The sequence below is a fragment of the Rhodonellum psychrophilum GCM71 = DSM 17998 genome (genome assembly GCF_000381545.1).
Classification (GTDB): domain Bacteria; phylum Bacteroidota; class Bacteroidia; order Cytophagales; family Cyclobacteriaceae; genus Rhodonellum; species Rhodonellum psychrophilum.
The window spans coordinates 124,150-144,274 of sequence record NZ_KB906678.1 but is presented as its reverse complement, the minus strand read 5'-3'; the positions used below and the strand labels follow the sequence as shown (position 1 = coordinate 144,274).

Below are 20,125 nucleotides of genomic sequence, written 5' to 3'. Positions count from 1 at the left end.
TTTTTTGGAAGGAGGGTGGGGTTGGGTCTGATAGGCTACGGGTCACATCAGGAATCCTGTTTACATTCCACCCGAAATATGCATTCGGTATCCAAATGAGAGCGAAACTGCAGGAAAACCAGACTATCGGGAGACTAATTCCTGATACCAATAGGGTGAAGTCAAAATCAATCAACACCTAATTGAATATCAGTTAATTACAATATTGAAATGAGTTCGTAATGCATAAAACGGGTTCAATTTCCCAAAGTGTTTTGGGATAGATCCCCCCTTGATTTTATAGAATCAGGATTAAAACCTGTTTTATGCCTTTCCAATTCCATTGCACCCTGAAATTGATGATTAATCAATCAGTTGTTTGCTGTTTTTGACTTCACCATTTCGGGACCAGGCCTTATTTCCCAAATGGTCTGATTTCCTTGCAGTTTCAACCCCTTTAAGAAACGGAATGCATATTTCCATCTAACTTGATTCAAGTTAGATGCGCTACGTTACTTTTCCAATGTCTTAGAATTCGGATTAAATCTACTTGTGAAACCAACCTCTATTCATGTATTGGATAGAGGGTTTATAAATGAATTCCTGGAAAGCTTTGTTACTCGGAATCGGGACAAATTAAAAAAAGCCGTTGGGATCTACTTCCCAACGGCTTTTTTTAATTATTTGATCAGTTTCTTTTCAAAGATTAAGACCCGGTAAACAATTTTAAAATATCGTTTCCGATGGCGAAGACCATCAAGGCAAGCAATAGGACCATTCCTACTTTTTGGGCATTTTCAAGGAACTTATCGGAAGGCGATCTGCCTGAAATCATTTCATACAAAAGGAACATTACATGCCCGCCATCCAAAGCGGGGATTGGCAAGAGGTTCATAAAGGCGAGGATCATGGAGATCAAACCTGTGATTGTCCAAAATTTGACCCAATCCCACTGATTTCCATAGATTTGAGCCATTCCAATAGGGCCACTGACATTCTTGGCGGAGACTTCTCCTGTAAACATTTTGCCCAGGGCTTTTGCATTCACGATGACCACACCGAAGGCCCTTTGGGTTCCTTTTGCAATCGATTCACCGATTGCATATTTTTTCACAACGGGGGAGAGCAAAGAATTGATCGCAATCCCAATGGTTCCTTCCGCCGAAACGTCTGCGGTTTTCGATAGAATTTCACCGTTTCTTTGGATGGTCAATTCTGCTTTTTCACCTTTCAATTCACCCAATGAAGTTTGGAGTTCATTGAAGTATTCTATCGGACGATCGTTGACCGCAATGATTTTATCGCCTTTTTGAAGTCCGATAGCCTCAGCGGCACTTTTGGGAGCCACCTCTTGAATTTCAAAAGGAAACCTGATGTTGATGAATTTGGACATGCTCTCCTCGTTGGAAAACGAGTTGATGAAGCCTCTTGGAATATCGATTTTGACGACTTCTCCTCCACGATCCACAGAGTAATATCCACCGCTGCTCAATAATGCTTCGCCACCGCTCAGCTCATTGATGCTCACATACGGTTGCCCGTTGATGTCCAATACTTTGTCACCATCTTGGAAGCCAATTTGTTGTCCGATTTCATAGGCGACAATTCCGTTCTCAATCACTTGATCCCTGGAATAGTAGGTTTCTCCTCTTTGGTGAACCAGCACTACAAAGATGATGATACCTGTCACTACGTTGACAATAATACCACCCAGCATGACAATCAATCGCTGCCAAGCTGGTTTTGAGCGGAACTCCCAGGGTTGGGGTTCTGCTGAAAGCTGATCTTTGTCCATGGATTCATCCACCATTCCGGAGATTTTGACAAATCCGCCCAGAGGGATGGCTCCTATGGAATATTCCGTTTCTCCCCATTGGAATCCGATGATTTTTGGAGGGAATCCAATGGAAAATTTTTCTACTCTCATGCCAAACATCTTGGCGGTAAGAAGGTGGCCCAACTCATGCAAGCCGACCAAAATTGACAAACCCAGTAACAACTGGCCCACCATAATCAATGTATCCATTATACTTTACTCTTTATAAATTTCTGTGTGATGATTCTGGACATTTTGTCCGTTTCTATGAAATCTTCCAAGGAAGGTTTCGGTATAAAATCCATCTTTACCATCGTTTCTGCGATAAGATCGGACATTTCCAAGAACCCAACCTCTTCCCTCAAAAATGCGGCCACAGCGATTTCGTTCGCAGCGTTCAAGATGCAAGGTGCATTTCCGCCTTTTTCCATGGCATCAAATGCAAGTTGAAGGTTTTGGAAGGTCTCAAAGTCAGGTTGTTCGAAGGTCAAATTGGGGTATTGGGCAAAATTGAATCGCGGGAAATCCGCCTTCAATCTCTCTGGATAACTCAATGCAAACTGAATGGGAATACGCATATCCGGCAATCCAAGTTGTGCTTTAATGGATCCATCCTCAAATTGGATCAAGGAATGGACGATGGATTGCGGGTGAACGATCACCTCAATCTGCTCGGATCTCAATCCGAAAAGCCATTTGGCCTCTATCACCTCTAGACCCTTGTTCATCATGGATGCCGAATCAATGGTGATTTTGGCGCCCATATCCCAGTTGGGATGTTTGAGGGCTTGAGCCTTCGTGACGGTTTCCAGGAATTTCCGGTCCTTGCCGCGGAAGGGGCCGCCGGAGGCTGTAAGAATGATTTTTTCTATTGGGTTGTGGAATTCCCCCACCAGACATTGAAAAATTGCAGAATGCTCAGAATCAACCGGATAAATATTGACGGCATATTCTTTGGCAAGTTTCGTGATCATTTCGCCGGCGACCACCAAGGTTTCTTTGTTGGCCAAGGCGATTTGTTTGCCGCTTTTGATGGCATGTATGGTCGGGATCAATCCGGAATATCCCACCAAAGCCGTGAGGACCACATCGATGGTGTCCATTTCCACTACCTGATTCAGTGCCTTTTCACCTGTGTAAACCTTTATGTTTATGGGAAGAAGCGCTTCTTTTACCTTTGGATAATGGTCTTCATTGACAATGACCACACAATTGGGGAGAAATTCCCTCGCTTGGGCGATCAGCAAATCCGCATTGTTTTGGGCCGTTAGGACTTCAACCTCAAATTTATCCAGGTGGTTTTTGATCACCTCCAAGGTTTGGGTTCCGATGCTGCCTGTTGAGCCAAGAATGGCAATTCGTTTTTTTTCTGACATGAAATCCTATTGTGTCGATTTGGGCTTATTCTTGAAGGAAAGTGTTTTGAATCCTAAATGTTTTATGCTTTCAAAATGACAAAATTACAACGATCAAAGACTTTTCCTTGCTATTTCCCCTATCATTTCGAAATATCGTATTTTCGGATCAGAAATTTCCCTATTTCGTGTTAACATCAAAATTTAAATTTCGTTATGAAAATTATGATGAAAAATTTAAAATTTGCCATTTTGGCATTTATGTCCGGATTATTGGGTGCTTGGGCTTTCCACCAATTCGCAGATGAATTTTCAGGAAACACCAATATTTCACAAGATCAATTTCCCCAAGCAGAAAATTTCCAGGTAAATTATGCAGATCAAATCCAGCCGAACATTTCAACCATTCCTGTTTCCTTCGTGGAAGCTTCACTGAAAAGCACCCCTTCGGTGGTTTTTATCAAGAATTTTTCGGGCTCGGATACAAGAAGGTATAGTATTTTCGACTATTTTTTTGGGACTGGTCCCACCCAAAGGGTGAGCACTGGTTCCGGTGTGATCATCAGTAAGGATGGATATATCATCACAAATAACCACGTAATAGAACGTGCAGAAACCATTGAAGTGGTACATCAAAAAAGGACGTATCCTGCCAAACTGATAGGGACCGATAAAAACACGGACATAGCAGTACTGAAAGTCGAAACCCAAGACCTGCCAGCCATCACCTTGGGCAGTAGCCGAGAACTCAAAATTGGGGAGTGGGTGATCGCCGTGGGGAATCCATTTAACCTGACGTCCACAGTGACTGCAGGGATTGTCTCGGCGAAGGAAAGACAAATCAACATATTGGGAGGAGAATTTCCTTTGGAATCCTTTATCCAGACAGATGCCCCGATCAATCCGGGAAATTCCGGTGGTGCGCTTGTAAACATCAGGGGAGAATTGGTGGGGATCAACACTGCCATTTTGTCTCGAACAGGGTCTTATACAGGATATGGGTTTGCAGTTCCCGGCGATATTGCGATGAAGATCGCGAATGATCTGATCAAGTTCGGCGAGGTTCAAAAAGCATTTTTGGGAGCGGATGTGGTTGAATTGACTCCGGAACTTGCCGAAGAAATGAAACTTAAGACTTTGGATGGAGTGATTGCCGTTCATGTTTTGGGTGGCGGCTCTGCCGAAAAAGCGGGTATCCGAAAGAATGATTTGATTACCCAAATTGAAAGTGTACCCATCACGGGGAAAGGGAGTTTTGAGGAAGTGCTTTCCTATTACTATCCGGGTAATCAGATAAATGTAAAATTGATTCGAAACAATGAGGTCAAAAATGTATCATTGACTTTGCAGAATTTGGAGGGAGGAACGGGGGTTTTGATCAGGGAGTTTTATACCTCAGAACTTCTCGGTGCAAGGCTTGAATCGGTGAATGCCATTGACCGGGACAGATTGAAAATCAGCTTTGGCATCAAAATCACGGGTTTGACAAGGGGATATTTAAGGGAGTTGGGTTTGAATGAAGGTTTTGTCATTACTAAGGTCAATGGCGAACAAGCCCGTGATCCCAAGGACGTGGGTGTGTTTCTGGAGAAATTCAGTGGCCGATTGCTTTTGGAAGGATTTGCGCCAAATGGACAGCCATTTATGCAGTCGTATAGTGTGAGATAGGTATATTCAGATGATTTATTGTGTTTATAAGCTTGTTTTAGAAAGTGTTTTCTGCCTAATCCCTTGGAATTGGAGGGGTATTTCGTTAAACTCGAAATATGCAACAGGTTTTCAATGAGGTTGAAACGGCAAGAAAATCAAGCTGTTTGGAGGATATGGGATAGTACCGATGTGGTGAAATCAAAAATAGAAAACAGCCCACTGATGAGGAGGTGATTACAGGCTGAAATGGAATTGGAAATGCATTACAGGGGTTGAATTTTATAAAACAAAGAAAAGATGAAGGTATTGCCCAGAAGTGTCGAAAAATGCCTAGCCGATTATAAAGATTCCTTGGAGGAATTAAAGGACATCCGTGATCTGGCAAAATCCAAGGGCTTAAATGAGAAATTGGAACAAAAAATCATCAGGGTTTTTGAAATCACCCATGAATTGGCGCTCACTACAATAGGTGAATATTTCAAAAAAGAAGGGAGAAAGCCATTTTCCGGATCCAGGGATGCGACCGTTGATGCATTTCATGAAGATTTGATCGATGATGGGGAAGGTTGGTTGGATATGATCATCTGTAGGATCAAATACAATCCAATTTACCCAGAGGATTATCAGCCTGTCTTGGTCCAAAACATCCTTGGGAGATACATTAAATTGTTCGAAAATTTTGAGAGAAAGATGTCTGCTAAATTGGGTGATTGAATGGTATCCCATGATTTATTCAGGAGATAATTTTTTTTTCAATTAATTTACAATTGTTTGTAGCGGAATGACAAAATCTTGCGTCATGAATACATAAGCTTTTTATTTTTGAAATTTGACATGCCACAAACTATGAAAAAGACGCTACTTCCTCTCTTCAATTGGCCATTGGGAATTGTTTTTTCCTTGATGCTGATTCTGACCCTTCCCTCCTGTCAAGATCAGGTAGACAGTACATATACTTATCGGACCCAATATCCGGTTTTTATGCAAATGAGCACTTTTCGGGAAGCGGATATCATTATCGGGCCTGGAAAACAACTTGAAAATCCAGGGAAAATTTACATTTATGGCGATTTTCTTCTGATCAATGAACCCCAAAAAGGCATTCATGTCATTGACAACACCAATCCTTCCAACCCGATAGGGATGAATTTTATCAATATTCCCGGAAACGTGGATCTAGCCGTCAATGCCAATATTTTGTATGCGGACAGTTATGTGGATTTATTGGCTTTCGACATCACCAACCCACGGGACATCAAAAAGATCAAAAGGGTGGAGGACGTTTTTGAACACATGTACACTGATTTGGCCACCAGTACTTTTATGACATTCAAGGATACGGTCATGACTTACGAATCAGGATTTATGAGAGGCTGGGGAGGAGGCTGGGGAGCTATGAATGATTCGAGAGCTTTTAGTTCTTCCTCCGGAGGAGGCGAAAGTTATGGGCAGGGTGGATCAATGGCCAGATTTACACTCATGAGTGGACATCTTTATGCCGTGGACGAAACCAAGCTTCGGGTGTTTGATGTCCAAACTGCGACGGATCCAAAATATTTGGAAAACTTTCAGTTGGGTTGGGGAATAGAAACGATTTTCCCTTTCAAAGGAAATCTTTTTATCGGATCCACCACAGGAATGCATATTTATGATGCAAGTGTTCCCTCCAAGCCCAAATTGATGTCGGTATATGCACATCTCACCGCGTGCGACCCCGTTGTGGTCAACGATCAATATGCATTTGTGACTTTAAGATCAGGAATGACCTGCAGACAAGGAGTAGACCAACTCCAGGTTCTCGATATTACAGATCTTTATAATCCTCAATTATTGAAGGCCTATCCGATGGAAAACCCGCATGGATTGGCACTGTCGGGAGATTATCTATATTTGGCAGAAGGTAATTCGGGTTTAAAAAGTTTTCAGGTGGCTGATGTTTTCAAAATTGCCGAGAATCAATTGGAACACCTCAGGTCCATGAAGTCCGTGGATATTATTCCGGGACCCAAATCCCTGATCGTCATCGGTCCGGATGGTGTTTGCCAGTTTGATTATTCCAATCCAAAGAAATTGAAAAGCCTGAGTTGCATCCAAGTCAAAAATCAAATCGTAGTTTAATAAATTTATAAACCCCTTTTGGACAATTCGTTCGAAAGGGGCTTGTTTTTTCAGGTCAAAAACCCCATGGTTAGATATTTCATCCTTACGATTTTTGTCGTTTTTATAGCCTTTGGAGCCCAATCCCAATCACCCGTATATGTCAATCATACCGAGATTGGACCTATGTTCGGGAAAAGCAACGATTACGATTACCGGGTCAATTTTTCCATCCAGACCTTCAATGGTGTAAAAATCAACCCTAACCATGAAGTGGGTTTTTTGGTCGGTTTGGATACTTATTCGGGTTTGAACTTGATGCCTGTAGCACTGGGTTGGCGGGGAATCCGGGAAAAGGGAAAAAGAACATCTCCCTATCTGAGTTTGGATTTGGGTTATGGGTCTGCGTTGTTGGAAAAAAGAGATAGACAGGGCCAAAGGGAATCTTGGTACGAAGGTGGTTCCTTATTTAGCCCAGCGATAGGTCTTAGACGGAAATCAAGAGGTGGGAAATCCGCCTTTTCATGGAGTTTGGGTTTCAAGCGCCAAGGTGCTTCTTTTTATGAGGGCGTCAGAGGGGGAGGGCTTTCCACTGGATTTTCAGAGGGCAGACTTCCGCCGGGATTTATTTCTGTTCGTGAAGAAAATTATGTATTCAACAGTCTTTTGCTGAAGTGGGGTCTCGTTTTTTGAATTTTGGATTTTTTTAACCGTCTGATGCATTGCCAATTCTATTCCAGTCTGAAATTAATTACCAGTCATTTAGTTATTTATAATTTTTGAATTCACGACATCGGTCATTCACGTTATTCCCCAAACAGCCTGATTTTCTTGCGATTTCAATCGAATTAGATTTCCTAATGCCTGTTTCGGATTTAAACCTACACACAAAAGACTTTTTTATATCAATCAAAAAATGGAGAGGGTAAACCATTTCGGCGAACCATTGGATCAAGCCACATTTATGAAAACCAAACATCGAAAAATCATTTGTCCTGGGTGAATAAAAAGAAAAGATCCAACCTTAGTTACATTTTTCTATGTTATTTTTGGTTTCGATAAAAAAGAAAATGCTCGAAGTAAACGGATTGATCAAAAAATACGACAAGCAAAATGCCGTCAACAACATCACTTTTTCCTTGCAAGGCGGGGAAGTCGTAGGGCTTCTTGGTCCCAATGGAGCAGGAAAGAGTACCACGATGAAATGCATCGTCGGTCTTTTGAGAAAGACAGCAGGAGAGGTTTCCATCGGTGGTCATGACCATCTTTCCGTGGAAGCCAAGAAATTGTTTTCTTATATCCCCGAGACCCCAAATATTTATGACTTGCTGACTGTTCGGGAGCATATGCAATTTATCGCCCAAGCATACGGCGTTAAGGATTGGAAGGAGCGAGCGGAGGTCTATTTTGAAATGTATGATCTGGCTGACAAGCAGGACAAACTCGGCAGGGATTTGTCCAAGGGCATGAAGCAGAAGGTTTCCATTTGTTGTGCCTTGCTCCCTGATCCCCGGATTTTGTTTTTTGACGAACCGATGATCGGTTTGGATCCGAAAGCCATCAAAAACACCAAAAAGATTTTTAAAACACTCAAAGAGGAGGGGAAGACCATCCTGGTAAGTACCCATCTGATGGAAAGTGTGGAGGCCATCGCCGACAGGATCATGATCATGAAGGAAGGCAATATTATCGGGAATGATACTTTGTCGAATTTGAAAGCAAATTTTAATGGCGGAAATGATTCCACTTTGGAGGATCTATTTTTAGAATTGACAAAAGATGAATGAGTTCAAATTACTGTTGAGAAAGGATCTCTTTATCCTGATCAACAATCTCAAACTGATCCTGAAAAACCCGGTTAGGCTTTTGCCCTATGCAGCTTTTGTGGGCTATGTTAGTTTTATTTACATTTCACGAAGCCGCAATAGGGTTGAAAATGAATCCGTGAATATGGATGAAGTGAATGATGCTTTGGCCGGTTCGGAGAAGGTGGATTATATCTTCCAGAGTATTACGGGGGGAATCACGCTTTTGGTGCTTGCCTTCTTTATTTTTCAATTGTTCAGGGCGACAAAGAAAAATGTCAGTTTTTTCACCATGGCAGACGTCAACCTCCTCTTTACTTCACCTGTTTCCCCTTCCAATATTTTGATTTATTACATGGTCAGGTCCTTGCTCCCGGCCATCGGTGGAAGTTTGATTTTCTTGGCCTATGGCGGGAGTCAATTGGCTGGGACCTTTGATTTGACCACTTCAAACATTACTTTCATGGCGATTGGGATTGCCTTGTTTTTTTTCATGCTTTCCCCGATCAAGTTTTTGATCTATACCTTAAACACCAAATACGGCATCCTGCCCTCCATTAAAAAAGGAGTATTTTCAATGGCCGTGCTTTTGGGTTTGATGGTGCTGATACCTGGCCTGATGGCCGAAAAATTCTGGAAGGGAATGTTTGCTTGGATTGGTTCGAAATGGTTTGATTTCTTCCCGATTGTGGGTTGGAGCCGAGGGATTTTCACTTTTCTCACGCATGAAAATCCTTGGATTGCTTTGGGTTTTATCCTTTTATATGGAATGGCCTTTTTCTTGATTCTCAAATTGGTCATCCTGCATTCGGGGGCCTACTACGAGGATGTATTGGATTCCACTCAATCCAACGAAGAGGTAAAAGAAAAAGCCAAAGGGAAAAAACAGATGTCTGAGTCGAATTTCAGCCTCAATGCAGGAAAAAAACTGGACTTGCCAGACTTTGGGACAGGCGCAAAAGCTTTGTTTTGGAGAAATTATGTGCATAGCTCCAGGCAAGACTTTCATCCATTGTTTGGTCTTTATAGTTTGATCATGGTGGCTCTGGGGATTGTGTTTGCGGTGTTGTCACTTTTTGAATGGTTTCCGCATCAAGTGATCTATGGATATCTTCTTTTCCTCATTTTCATTTACTTTATTGCAGGAATGGGCAAGACCAATGTTGGGGATTTGAAAAAACCATTTTTCATCCTCATTCCGGCAAGTTGGTCTTCCAAATTTTGGAACATGATCAAACTGGATGTCTATCAAATGCTGCTATTTTCAGTTGTCTTGATCGTCCCCACCATCTTGATTGCTTCTCTGCATTGGGCCCTGATTCCCATTTTCCTGTTTTGTATGGTGGCTTTTTATCTGACGGGTTTTTCGATTAGTCTTTCCACCACGGTGGGTTTTGATGAAGGTTGGGATCGGAAGCTGATCAAGCCATTGATCATCGGTGGTGTGTTGATCTTTGGGATAGTGCCCTCACTTGGCGCAGGCATATTTCTCTTTATCGTTTCCAAGCAGTTTGTTTTTGGGATGTTGGGCATCTCGGTGGGGATGGCAATTGTTGCTGCAGTGATGCTGAATCTCACCTTGGATATCGTCAAGAGAGTGGAATTCAAGGAGGTTTGAGGAATGAAATAGAATTGTTTTGATTTTCAAAAGGCTCCCTCGGTCTGGTAAACTCCAATTGGAGTACAAAATATTATTTGGAAAAAAACAGGGTGCTATTCAAGGCGCTGAAAATATTTGTAACTTGCAGGAAATTAGAACAAGAGATTTATGATTTATAATTCCATAATTGAAACCATTGGAAATACCCCGCTAGTAAGACTTAATAAGGTCAATAAAGGCATTAAAGGTGAGATTCTTGTCAAGGTGGAGTATTTCAATCCAGGAAATTCCATGAAAGACCGAATGGCCATCAAAATGGTGGAGGATGCCGAGATTGCCGGGATTTTGAAGCCTGGAGGGACCATCATTGAGGGTACAAGTGGCAACACCGGAATGGGATTGGCGCTTGCTGCGATCGTCAAAGGATACAAATGTATCTTCACGATGGCCGACAAGCAGTCAAAGGAAAAAATAGATATTCTTAAAGCAGTAGGTGCCGAAGTCATTGTTTGTCCAACCAATGTGGCTTCTGATGATCCAAGGTCCTATTACTCTGTTGCGAAAAAATTGAACCAGGATATTCCAAATTCTTTCTATCCCAATCAATACGACAATCTCTCCAATTGGAAAGCTCATTATGAAACCACGGGTCCTGAAATCTGGAAGGATTCTGAAGGGAAAATCACCCATTACGCAGCTGGAGTGGGCACCGGTGGGTCCATGTCTGGAACGGCCAAATTCTTGAAAGAACAAAACCCCGAGGTCATCACTGTTGGGATCGATACTTACGGATCGGTTTTCAAAAAATATAAGGAAACCGGTGTATTCGACGAAAATGAAATTTATCCTTACCTGACAGAAGGCATCGGAGAAGACATTCTTCCCAAAAACGTTGATTTTTCCTTGATTGACCATTTTGTCAAAGTAACCGATAAGGATGCCGCCATCATGACCCGAAGACTGTCCAGGGAAGAAGGTTTGTTTGTGGGCTGGTCTTGTGGATCTGCAGTTCATGGCGCTTTGGAGTATGCGAAGGAAAACCTGAAGGAGGGCGATCGGATGGTTATCATTTTGCCGGATCATGGCACACGATATCTCGGTAAGGTGTACAATGATGAGTGGATGCGAAACCACGGTTTTCTTGAAAACAAATTCTCTGGAACGGCAAGGGAGATCATCTCATCCAGAAATGGAAGCTACCAACTTGTCGTCAGCAACAAATCAGACAAAGTAAAAGATGCCATCGCATTGATGAACGGCAAAAGTGTTTCCCAAATCCCGGTGATGGAAGATGGGAATGTGGTGGGCAGTATTACCGACAACAAGCTCTTGGCCAAAATTATCCTCAACCCTGAACTTAAAGATGCCAACGTATCGGAAGTGATGGAAGATTCGATGAAGTTCGTGGCATTGGACAGTACTTTGGATGTGCTTTCTTCGATGCTGGACAAAGAAAAAGCCATCTTGGTACGCGATGAAAACCATCAGATTCATATCATCACCAAGCATGATATCTTGGAGGCGATTACCAAATAGAAAATCAAATAGCGAAAAATAGATGGGCAAAGTCTTTTCCTATAGAATTTAACCCCAAGTGTTTTTAGTAAACGATCTGAAATGTGAACGCCGAGGATAATTGGTTTGTAGTATTGACTATAACTTGACTATCCTCGGCGTTTTTTTGTGAAACAAACTGAATTATGAGTAAAGAGAAACTTGACGTTCTGATTGCAAAAGGCTACGATTTTGACATCAAAGAGGCATTTGAAAAAGCATGGCAATTGTTTCTGGCGCAGCCCGTATTGAGTATTTCCTATACTTTGCTCATCCTTTCCATTCAGCTCCTTTTTGTGGTGTATTTGAAGGACTTTACCTTGTTGTACAGTATTCTGTTGGCGCCCCCATTCTTTTCAGGATTCTATTTGGCCGCCAATAAAATCAATCAAAACCAGCCCGTGATCTATCCTGATTTTTTCAGGGGATTTATGTTTTTCTTGCCGGTGGTTTCCATTTGGCTGATCGGTCAGATCCTGACGTTTTTTGGCATTGTGTTGTTGGTGATCCCGGGAATATATCTTATGGTGGCTTATAGCTTTGCTGTATTGATGGCAATATTTGGTGGGTTTGATTTCTGGAATGCCTTGGAGGCCAGCAGAAAGCTGATTACCGTGAGGTGGTGGAAATTCTTTTTGCTGACCTTGATCCTGATTGTCATGAATTTTCTCGGATTGTTGCTTTTTGGGATGGGATTATTGGTTACTGTCCCTATGACTTTCTATGTTACCTATGTGATTTTTGAGGACCTGACCAAAGATGTTTTCTCAGAATAGATTTTCTTTTGCCATTGTTTTATTTTTCGATCTGAAATTCTAAATTGCTGATATGAAGCAATTTAAAAAAATCGGTTTTTACAGCGCATTTATACTGCCTATCCTACTGGTTGCGGGATTTTATTTGGGGGGATTGAATCTGCTTCTGATCCATGTCTTTGTTTTTGTGGTCGTACCCCTGATGGATTTTTTGATCAGCAAAGACAAAGCAAACCTTCCTGCAAACGAAATTTCTCCAGCTTCCAAAGCACGGTTTTACAGATTGGTTACCTATTTCTGGGTCTTTGTTCAAGTGGGGATATTGGTCTGGGGATTTTATGTCGTTTCCCAAATTCCGATGTCATTGGGGAGGTGGATTGCCTTTGTCACTGGAATGGCCTTGGTGACCGGTGGAGTGGGGATTACCGTCGCCCATGAACTCGGCCACAAGCAAGACCCTTTGCAGCAATTCTATGCAAAAATTCTTCTGATGACCGTTTGTTACATGCACTTTATCGTCGAGCACAATCGTGGACATCATGTCCGGGTGGCCACGCCTGCTGACCCCGCAACCAGCAGGTTTGGGGAAAGCTTCTATCGCTTTTGGGGCAGGTCGGTCATTGATGGCTTTCGCAGCGCCATTCAACTGGAGAAGGAGCGTTTGTCCAAAAAGAATTTGTCCGTTTGGTCTGCACAAAACCAAATGTTCCAGTTTGTACTTCTGCCTGTTCTTTTCGTAGGGATTTTTACCCTTGGGTTTTCGGTTTGGCAAGAAAGGTTGCTGTGGGAAATTCCAGTATTTTTCTTTGCCCAGAGCTTTTTTGCATTCAGCCTGCTGGAGTTGGTCAACTATATCGAGCACTATGGGATGGAAAGAAAAATCCTGGAAAATGGTCGCTATGAAAGAGTAACGGCCTTGCATTCCTGGAACGCAAGCCATGTCGTGAGCAATTTCCTGTTGTTTCAGCTGCAGCGGCACTCCGACCACCATGCCAATGCTTATAAACCCTATCAGATTCTCAATCATTACGAGGAAAGCCCCCAATTGCCCAGTGGCTATTCCGCAATGATCATCTTGGCCTTGTTTCCTCCATTATGGTTCAGAGTAATGGACAGACGCTTGGTGGATTGGAAGGAGAAAATTGGGGTTTGATTTTTTTTTAATCCAACAGGAAATTGTTCAGAAAACTGCTTTTTAAGGTCATCCAAACAAAGAAAAACAACAATCCCCAAAAGAGGTACGAGCGGTAATAGTCCACTGTTTCCTTGTATCGGGATTCTATGATTTCTGCTTTCTCCAGATTGTTGATTTGCGAAAAAATCTGGTCCAAAGCATCGTCATCCGATGCCCTGAAGAAGTCACCTTTTCCGATTTTTGAAATCTCACGGAGGGTGGTCTCATCGAGATAACTCTCGATCATCTGCGTTCTTCCAAAGAAATCAACTCCATAAGGCACCATACCGTCTTTACCGACCGCAATGGTGTAGATTTTGATGTCCATTGCCGCTGCCAGATCAGCTGCGAAAATAGGGTCCACGTTCCCGGCATTGTTTTCCCCATCACTGAGAAGGATCATTACCTTTGATTTGGATTCCGATTCCCGCATTCTGTTGGTGCCAGCGGCAATCGCACTTCCGATGGCAGTACCCTTGGCATCCATCATGTTGAAAGAGACTTCCTTGATCAGATCAGTGAGCAGGGCGTAATCTGTCGTCAAAGGAGCCAACGAATAGGCTTCTCCCGAAAAAATCACCATGCCGATTCTATCTCCAAATCGCCCGTTGATAAATTGAATGGCCGTTTCCTTGGCGGCCTCCAAGCGATTTGGTTTGAAATCCTGAAGGTCCATGGACTCTGAAATATCCAACACAATCATGATATCTATTCCCTCCGTGTATTGCTCCACTTTTTCGTTGGTGCGCTGTGGCCTTGCCAGAGCGATGACCACCATCCAAAGCGAGAGTATGAAAAATAAGGTTGGGATCAGGCGGAGGTAAGTCCAAGGATTGTTTTGAGACACACTTCCGGGAAGTGAAAGTTCCAGAACTGGGTTCTTAAGGAATTTGATGAATTTCCGGAGTACCAAGAGCAATGGGACTGCCCACAGCAAATGGAGCGCCCATAAATTTTCCCAATCAAAGGATTTCAAAGTTTCAGGAAGGAACCAATACAAAGAAAAAAAATCTAGAATATCACTTCCTCTCATCGCGTTCCACTATTTTTTGTTGGTAGGTTTGGGTACAGATCCCCTTTAGGTTTTTGCAGGCTTCCTCTATGTTTTGGCCGCCTTTTCCTGCATAGATGATCATTTCTATTTCCCTGAAATCTTTGATGATTTCTTTATTTTCCAAGAAATCAGAAATTTCTACAGTTGTCCATTCTCTGAAAGGCTTGTTTTTCAGATGTTCCATATAGGTTTTCCAAAGACTCAAGAGTTCATCCGCATGGCTCATGTCGGAATGGGAAGCAAACGATTTTTCCGCGTTTTCCCATCTTTTAAGGAAACGTTTGTACTTTCTTTTCTCCATCCAAATGACCCATTGTCTCCGGATCGGTTTTCTCAAAAACAACAAAGAGACGATAGCCAAAGCTAGCACGATGGCCAAAATCAGAAATAAAACTGGATAGTTGAAATCAGTAGCGATAGGTTGATACACATTGTTGTCCTGAAATGCCAATTGTTCAGGCAAAGGAGCAATCATGAGTTTCAAAGCAAGTCCTGCTTCTTCTGGATAGTGGGCTACGCTGTCATATTTAAGGACTTCAAAGACAGGCAGGGAAAATTTTCTGATCGGGTCCAACGAGAAGTTGGAAACAAAATACACGGCGCTGTCTACTGTGACATTGTTTTTGGTGTGTGAAATGTATGTTTTCTTCTCCAAAAAGGCCATGGAGCCGAAATCAAAAGTAGAGTCGGGAAATATCAAATTTGTTTGTTGGCTGTAGGAAGCTTTGAGGACATAGGCCACACGCTCGCCGAGTTTTGCAGAATCCTGCATAAAATAGCCTTCCACTTTCAATTCCTGTGCAGGAGCCAAATTGGAAATCAGAAGAAATGCGAAACTTATTATTATAAATTGGAGCTTAGCCACGTTTCATCGATTTGTTACGGTACTTGAACATTTCTATCAAAGGACCGACGATATCCTGCTGGGTGTCGATGGCGAGATAGTTGATCTGGTTCTTTTTGCAAAGTTCTTTTAAATGTTCCCTTTCCGTGGTAAAGGTCTGGGATATTTTTTTGGAGAAACCTCCAAATGCAGTGTTGACCCAAGTGGTCCGGCCTTCCTCTTTGTCATAGACGGGGATAATCCCCAAAGAAGGGAGCAGCGATTCCCTGGGATCGGTCAATTGGATGGCCACCAAATCGTGTTTTTCGGCTAAGGCCTTGAAAGGGCGCTCGTATCCCTCATCAATGAAATCGGAAATGACGATGATGATGCTTCTCTTTTTGATCAGGTTGAGACCAAAGGTAAACATTTCTTTGAGGTTGGTTTTAAGGGATTTGTTTTGGTGGTTAAATATTCCCTGGATCATCTTCACACCTTGTTTTGGACCTTTTCCGGGGAGCAAAATATTTTCTTTCTGATCAGAATAAGAAATGAGGCCCACTTGGCTTCCTTCAAAAATGGCAGCCAAAGTCAACACTCCCGCAATTTCCTTTCCCAAGTCAATCTTCTTCCTTCCGTCTTCCCCAATGTTTTGTGAACCACTGATATCCAGTAAAAAATAGACCGATTGGTCCTTGTCTTCCTTGAAGGTTTTTACAAATGTGCCGTGGCCTTTTGCGGATACTTTCCACTCAATTGTCCTCACATCATCCCCATATTGGTAGGGTCTCAAATCATCGAATTCCAAACCTGCGCCCTTAAAAATGGATTGGTAATCTCCCTGAAGGTGATTATTGGCCACCTTTCGGATCATGATTTCGTATTTTCGCAGTTTTTTGAGGAGTTGATTCATTGGTTTGGTTTTCGGATGCGTAATTTAGCAGGATAGGTCGAATAATAAAAAGAGTAATGGTGAAGGCTTGTCTTTTATTTCACGGAATTGGCTAATTTTGGAACGTGAAAAATCTCAAAATCATATTCATATGCATCTTCTTTCTCGTCGGTTGTGGAAAAAACCGACCACCCGTAGGAATCTTGGGGGAGGATAAAATGGTCGAAATCATGATCGATATCCATTTGGCCGAAGGGCTCGTGAGTACTTTCCCCATTCCTTATGATTCCTCCAGAAAGCTCTACCCATATTTGGAAACCGAAGTTTTTTCCAAACATCAGGTCCCGGATAGTGTTTTCACACAAAGTTTGGAATACTATATGAGGGATCCTGCAATTATGGACAGATTGTATGCAAGGACCATTGATTCCTTGAACGTTTACGAAAAAGTAGGAAATCTAAAATCGAGCGATGCTTTACCCGAATAACTTAGAAGAGAAGATTAATTTTTCGAAAATAAAAGAGCTGATCAAAAACGATTGTACCAGTTCTTTGGGAAGGGGTTTTGTCGACAAGATGAATTTCTCCAAGGATTTCAACTTGGTCACCAAGCTGCTCGATCAAACCCAAGAATTCAAAAAAATACTCCTGTCGGGAGAAGCTTTCCCTTCCTCCAACTATACAGATGTTTATCCCTATTTGGAAAAAGCCAAGATTGAGGGGACTTTCCTGTACGAAGATGAATTCCATGAGATTAAACTTTCCCTTTTCACCCTAAAAGGATGCATGGACTTTTTCAACAAGCATGCGGAGGAGTACCCAAACCTCTTTCAGCTTCTTGGCTTGGTCAATATGGATCAAACGCTTTTAAAAGCCATTGAGCGTATCATTGACGAAAAGGGGAAAATCAGGAACAATGCTTCCAAGGAATTGTCCCTGATCAGGGCACAGATCATTTACGAGGAGAGTCGTTTAAGAAAAGTATTGGACAGCATCTTTAGGGATGCACGGTCCAAAGGATACACGCCTGAAGACGCCTCCGTCACCATCAGGGGCGGCAGAATGGTGATCCCGGTATTGGCCGAGAGCAAAAGGAAAATCAAGGGTTTTATCCATGATGAATCCGCCACCGGACAAACTGTCTATATGGAACCGGCCGAAGTGCTCGACATCAACAATGAGCTCAAGGACTTGGAATACATGGAAAAGCGGGAGATCCAAAGGATCCTCATGGCGCTCACAGATACGCTCAGGCCTTTCATTCCGGAATTGAGAAGGGCTTTTTATTTCTTGGGAATGGTGGATTTTATCCGTGCCAAAGCAAAATTCGCCATTAAAACCGATTCACACAGGCCTATTTTGGAAAAGGCCAAGCTGATCGATTGGTACAATGCAAGGCACCCACTCTTGGAGTTTGCGCTGAAAGAGCAGGAAAAAAAAATTGTTCCATTGAATGTTCAACTGGATCACAACAGACGTTTGCTGGTGATTTCGGGGCCAAATGCGGGAGGGAAGTCAGTGACGCTCAAGACCGTTTCCATCATCCAATTCATGCTGCAGTGTGGCCTATTGATCCCCGTTGATCCGCATTCCAAATGCACCTTGTTCGATAATTTCTTCATTGATATTGGAGATGAACAAAACATCGAGAATGACCTGAGTACCTACAGTTCTCATTTGATGAGCATGAAGTATTTCACTCAGTTTGCCGATAAAAAAACGATTTTCTTCATCGATGAATTTGGTACCGGTACCGAGCCGCTTTTCGGTGGGGCCATCGCGGAAGCAATTCTGTTGGCTTTGAATAAATTGGGGGCTTATGGTATCGTGACCACCCACTATGGGAATCTCAAGGAAATCGCCTCAAAAAACCAGGGTTTGGTCAATGGCGCGATGCGTTACGATGTGGATAAATTGGAGCCGCTCTATCAACTCGACATTGGCAAACCGGGCAGTTCCTTTGCCTTGGAAATTGCTTCCAAAATCGGAATCTCCAAAGATATCATTGCCTATGCCAAGGAAAATATTGGAGAAGAAAGGGTGCGGTATGACAAAATGCTCAACAAACTTGAAAATGAAAAGACCAAGTACGAACAGTTGGTCATCGAAAACGAGAAAAAGGAAAGACTGCTCCAGCAGCGGATGAAAGAGTACCATCAGCTGAAGGAAACTATCGAGACCAATAAAAAGCAATATATCCAAGAAGCGAAAGCCGAAGCCAAGGCACTCTTGGATGATGTCAACAAACAGATCGAGGCGACCATCCGAACCATCAAGGAAAACAAAGCGGACAAGGAAGCAACCAAAAAGGCCAGGCTTGAGCTGGAGGAACTGAAAGTCAAAATCAAACCTGAAAAAACCGTGGTGCTTACGCCCGAGATCAAGGTGATAGGCGGAGAAATCAATGTTGGTGATTTTGTTAGGCTAAAGGACAACGGCGCCGTGGCGGAAGTTTTGGCACTGAAAAACAAGGAGGTGGAAATCAGCATTGGGGAATTGAAGTCAAACGTAAAGTTGAGCCGTTTAGAGAAAATTTCGCACGCGGAGGTTAAAAAGGAGAAGAAAGCTTATTCGAAGCGAATTGGCTATGATACCAACGAAAAGATGATGGCGTATTCCACCAATTTGGATATCCGTGGGAAAAGAGTGGAGGAAATACTCCCCATCATCCAGACTTTCATTGATGAAGGATACATGCTGGGGATGAAAGAACTCAGAATAGTCCATGGGAAGGGCAATGGCGTGCTCAAGGACATTACGCGCAATCTATTGCGCAATATGAATCAAGTCAGTAGGATGGACGATGAACATGCCGACAGGGGAGGTGCAGGGGTCACAGTGGTACAGATGAAATAAAAAAAGGAGCCATCAGCTCCTTTTTTTTATTTCGATATATTGTCTTTTCTGCATATCCGCAATACTACCGGTAGATGCTGAAATTCAGATGATCCTTTGCAGAAACCTTAATTAGAGGTTTCTTCCGGCTTCCGGCTTCCATCCCTTTTATTAAAAAATTGATTTTACTGGCACAATCGCGGATGATCAAAATGTCTTTTATTTTCTCTTCAGGGTAAATGTATACGACCCAGCAACGGCATTGCTGCGTAAATTTCTTCCGCTTGGTACAGCGATACTGAAATTCAAAATCAAATCATTTCCCGTTCGGGTAAAGGATATTTCATTTCCAGCCACTGGCTGGCTTCCGCTCAGTCGGATTTTATCAAAATTATCTCCTACAAAAGTCCAGTTTCCATTGTTGTCAAAAAGACTGTTGTTGTTGACTGTTGCGTAGGTTTTACTGCTTGCATTTGTTGTAAATTGGATTTCGAAGGTTTGATAGATGTTTGTCTCTGACCTGCCATCCCTTACCACGGATCCACCCCCAGCAATCGTCCAAGCAATGGAGGATGTTCCTGCGAGATCTTCGATTGCCAATTGTTCGGTGGTTTTGCTCGGGGTAGGCTCATCCTTTTTTTCTTTGCAGGAAATCATTCCAATTCCTAACACAGCAATCAATAATAAACCAAGGATGGACTTTTGCATTTTGGGTGAAATTTGGTATCTGGTAAAT

17 protein-coding genes are annotated in these 20,125 nt (G+C 42.6%); 11 read left to right on the top strand and 6 right to left on the bottom strand.

The genetic code is table 11. The features are described from left to right. Positions 1 to 685 precede the first annotated feature (685 nt). Positions 686 to 2,005 (bottom strand): RIP metalloprotease RseP, encoded by a 1,320-nt coding sequence (gene rseP, locus F824_RS0111265; protein ID WP_019597996.1) that lies wholly within the window; start codon positions 2,003 to 2,005, stop codon positions 686 to 688. After that, positions 2,005 to 3,171 carry a 1-deoxy-D-xylulose-5-phosphate reductoisomerase gene (locus F824_RS0111260; RefSeq protein ID WP_019597995.1) on the bottom strand — a complete coding sequence of 389 codons (1,167 nt, stop codon included), beginning with the start codon at positions 3,169 to 3,171 and terminating at the stop codon, positions 2,005 to 2,007. Before F824_RS0111260 ends, rseP begins: the two co-directional genes overlap by 1 nt. 207 nt (positions 3,172 to 3,378) lie before the next feature. On the opposite strand from F824_RS0111260, the gene F824_RS0111255 reads away from it, so the two are divergent. From F824_RS0111255 to F824_RS0111210, 9 genes are all read left to right on the top strand, one after another. Further along, entirely contained in the window at positions 3,379 to 4,818 is a 1,440-nt protein-coding gene (locus tag F824_RS0111255) for a S1C family serine protease (RefSeq protein WP_394330220.1), read from the top strand. Positions 4,819 to 5,097: 279 nt separating this feature from the next. Next, positions 5,098 to 5,514 (top strand): nucleotidyltransferase substrate binding protein, encoded by a 417-nt coding sequence (locus tag F824_RS0111250; RefSeq protein WP_019597993.1) that lies wholly within the window; start codon positions 5,098 to 5,100, stop codon positions 5,512 to 5,514. Between the two features lie 132 nt (positions 5,515 to 5,646). Beyond that, the gene (locus F824_RS0111245) at positions 5,647 to 6,918 is read left to right on the top strand and encodes an LVIVD repeat-containing protein (RefSeq protein ID WP_019597992.1); all 1,272 of its coding nucleotides are present in this window, start codon (positions 5,647 to 5,649) and stop codon (positions 6,916 to 6,918) included. Positions 6,919 to 6,984: 66 nt separating this feature from the next. Then, entirely contained in the window at positions 6,985 to 7,590 is a 606-nt protein-coding gene (locus F824_RS0111240; RefSeq protein WP_026333653.1) for a hypothetical protein, read from the top strand. Positions 7,591 to 7,967: 377 nt separating this feature from the next. After that, entirely contained in the window at positions 7,968 to 8,684 is a 717-nt protein-coding gene (locus F824_RS0111230) for an ABC transporter ATP-binding protein (protein WP_026333652.1), read from the top strand. Continuing rightward, the gene (locus F824_RS0111225) at positions 8,677 to 10,320 is read left to right on the top strand and encodes a putative ABC exporter domain-containing protein (protein WP_019597988.1); all 1,644 of its coding nucleotides are present in this window, start codon (positions 8,677 to 8,679) and stop codon (positions 10,318 to 10,320) included. The genes F824_RS0111230 and F824_RS0111225 overlap by 8 nt, the downstream gene beginning before the upstream one ends. A gap of 150 nt (positions 10,321 to 10,470) precedes the next feature. Further along, the gene (locus tag F824_RS0111220; protein WP_019597987.1) at positions 10,471 to 11,838 is read left to right on the top strand and encodes a cystathionine beta-synthase; all 1,368 of its coding nucleotides are present in this window, start codon (positions 10,471 to 10,473) and stop codon (positions 11,836 to 11,838) included. 164 nt (positions 11,839 to 12,002) lie between these two features. Beyond that, positions 12,003 to 12,632, top strand: coding sequence for a hypothetical protein (locus F824_RS0111215; RefSeq protein ID WP_019597986.1), 630 nt, complete (start codon positions 12,003 to 12,005; stop codon positions 12,630 to 12,632). Between the two features lie 52 nt (positions 12,633 to 12,684). After that, the gene (locus F824_RS0111210; protein ID WP_019597985.1) at positions 12,685 to 13,764 is read left to right on the top strand and encodes an alkane 1-monooxygenase; all 1,080 of its coding nucleotides are present in this window, start codon (positions 12,685 to 12,687) and stop codon (positions 13,762 to 13,764) included. Positions 13,765 to 13,771: 7 nt separating this feature from the next. Here F824_RS0111210 and F824_RS0111205 read toward each other — a convergent pair whose 3' ends face one another. Genes F824_RS0111205 through F824_RS0111195 form a run of 3 tightly spaced genes read right to left on the bottom strand, consistent with a single transcriptional unit; the run spans position 13,772 to position 16,575 of the window. Next, the gene (locus F824_RS0111205) at positions 13,772 to 14,818 is read right to left on the bottom strand and encodes a vWA domain-containing protein (protein ID WP_019597984.1); all 1,047 of its coding nucleotides are present in this window, start codon (positions 14,816 to 14,818) and stop codon (positions 13,772 to 13,774) included. Next, positions 14,805 to 15,704, bottom strand: coding sequence for a hypothetical protein (locus tag F824_RS0111200; RefSeq protein WP_026333651.1), 900 nt, complete (start codon positions 15,702 to 15,704; stop codon positions 14,805 to 14,807). Before F824_RS0111200 ends, F824_RS0111205 begins: the two co-directional genes overlap by 14 nt. Next, positions 15,697 to 16,575, bottom strand: coding sequence for a DUF58 domain-containing protein (locus F824_RS0111195; RefSeq protein ID WP_019597982.1), 879 nt, complete (start codon positions 16,573 to 16,575; stop codon positions 15,697 to 15,699). Before F824_RS0111195 ends, F824_RS0111200 begins: the two co-directional genes overlap by 8 nt. Before the next feature lie 104 nt (positions 16,576 to 16,679). Here F824_RS0111195 and F824_RS0111190 point away from each other — a divergent pair, with 104 nt between their 5' ends. Further along, on the top strand, positions 16,680 to 17,042 hold the full coding sequence (locus tag F824_RS0111190) for a DUF4296 domain-containing protein (protein WP_019597981.1): 363 nt from the start codon (positions 16,680 to 16,682) through the stop codon (positions 17,040 to 17,042). Continuing rightward, positions 17,026 to 19,410, top strand: coding sequence for an endonuclease MutS2 (locus tag F824_RS0111185; protein ID WP_019597980.1), 2,385 nt, complete (start codon positions 17,026 to 17,028; stop codon positions 19,408 to 19,410). Before F824_RS0111190 ends, F824_RS0111185 begins: the two co-directional genes overlap by 17 nt. 198 nt (positions 19,411 to 19,608) lie before the next feature. Here the strand turns inward: F824_RS0111185 and F824_RS0111180 are convergent, their stop codons facing one another. Next, entirely contained in the window at positions 19,609 to 20,097 is a 489-nt protein-coding gene (locus tag F824_RS0111180; RefSeq protein ID WP_026333650.1) for a hypothetical protein, read from the bottom strand. Positions 20,098 to 20,125: the final 28 nt, after the last annotated feature.